This is a genomic window from Ligilactobacillus acidipiscis DSM 15836 (assembly GCF_001435755.1).
Lineage (GTDB): Bacteria > Bacillota > Bacilli > Lactobacillales > Lactobacillaceae > Ligilactobacillus > Ligilactobacillus acidipiscis.
This window is the reverse complement of sequence record NZ_AZFI01000281.1, coordinates 1-1,370: the sequence shown is the minus strand read 5'-3', so window position 1 is coordinate 1,370 and position 1,370 is coordinate 1. Positions and strand designations below refer to the sequence as shown.

At 40.7% G+C, this 1,370-nt stretch carries 2 protein-coding genes; both read right to left on the bottom strand.

Translation table 11 applies throughout. From position 1 onward, the window contains the following. Positions 1 to 410: N-acetylmannosamine-6-phosphate 2-epimerase (locus FC65_RS10690; protein ID WP_420864795.1), on the bottom strand; the 410-nt coding region annotated here is incomplete at its 3' end. A 230-nt stretch (positions 411 to 640) separates the two neighbouring features. Continuing rightward, complete coding sequence (locus FC65_RS10685) at positions 641 to 1,090, bottom strand: hypothetical protein (protein WP_010498401.1); 450 nt, start codon at positions 1,088 to 1,090, stop codon at positions 641 to 643. Positions 1,091 to 1,370 lie beyond the last annotated feature (280 nt).

Here is a 1,370-nt window from a genome sequence, read left to right as displayed (position 1 = left end):
GAAATATCCGCCATCAATAATTGATTAGGATATTTGCTTTTGACCTGTTGGATAAATTCGGTGATGGTTAAGCCGTCATGTCGCGGACGTAATGTACAGTCTAATGCGATCACCTCTGGTTTAACGGCCATCAATTCGTCCACTTCTTTCATTGTGGGAGTAATGTAGGGCTTTTCTGGAGGATAATCCCGTTTAATGATACCGATCACTGGTAAAGTGACCGCTGCTTTGATCTCTTTGATATCACGGACCGAATTTGCACGGATCCCAACAGCTCCAGCTTCTTGAGCCGCTCGTGCCAGCATGGGCATTACCCCGCCGGTTTCTGAGTATAACGGCTCACCCGGCAAAGCCTGACAAGAAACGATCAAGCCATTTTGGACTTGTGCAATAAAAGTCGCTTTTTTCATTTAACTCCTCCTCATTCCATTATGAAATCGGTACCGTTTTTTTAATTCTAACACGCTATTATTTAAAATGTTAGGAATTACAAATGCAGCCCCTTTTAAGCCTTTACATATAGCGATCTTCTTGTTTGCCAGCAAATATCGCTTTGCCAAAATAACCAACCGCAAGCAAAAAAGACACCTAACAGTCGATTTCACCGCTAAAGTGAAATTAACTACTAAGTGTCTCGCTATTATTTAAGGTGGATCGTGTCGTCTTTAGTCATCACATAAGAATACTGCTCGCTGCTATGACCAAAAGTGACTGAACCTTCAACTTGATCATTTTTCTTTTTGCCGATCAAAAAAGTCATCTGCGACTTAGACCCATACACGCTAACTTGGTGACGTTTCTTATTATATTCAACCTTAGAAGCATGTTTTTTGGATAACTTCGTTTGCTGAGGTACAAATCCGTACGCCTTATCCCCATCAAAATAAACGTTTACTTTCAATTTCTCTGTACCTTCGTTGATTTCCAAATTCCATCCTTGCTTATCCAAATAACGTTTGTCTGAGTTACCTGAAAACAGGGTTGCTCCGACAATGATCACGATCACTACCAACCCAAGAAAGAAAAAAGTTTTTGGGTCGGTCAGCCAGTGATTGACTTTCTCATCGATACTTTTTTTCTGATTTGTCATTCTACACTCCATCTTGCTTTATTTACTCTTAATATTATAGCCTACTTGGCTTCAGAAAGGTAATAAGTTTATATTTTGCCGCCGTTTCCCTGCGGATAACGATCATGACGACTTTGCTTAGTGATCTAACAGCAGTAATCCTTTGTTGCTCGCCTTTTCAAATCAACTAGAAAGACTTTGGAGCAAAATGAGAGACTTACTTCGCCGGAGTTTGTGTCACATTTCCGCTTGTAAGACTTACTTTGCCGGAGTTTGCGTCACATTCCCACTTGTGAGACTT

Bases quoted from the DNA above. Each gene is read 5' to 3' on its own strand.
- FC65_RS10685 (WP_010498401.1), bottom strand. From the start codon at position 1,090: ATGACAAATCAGAAAAAAAGTATCGATGAGAAAGTCAATCACTGGCTG.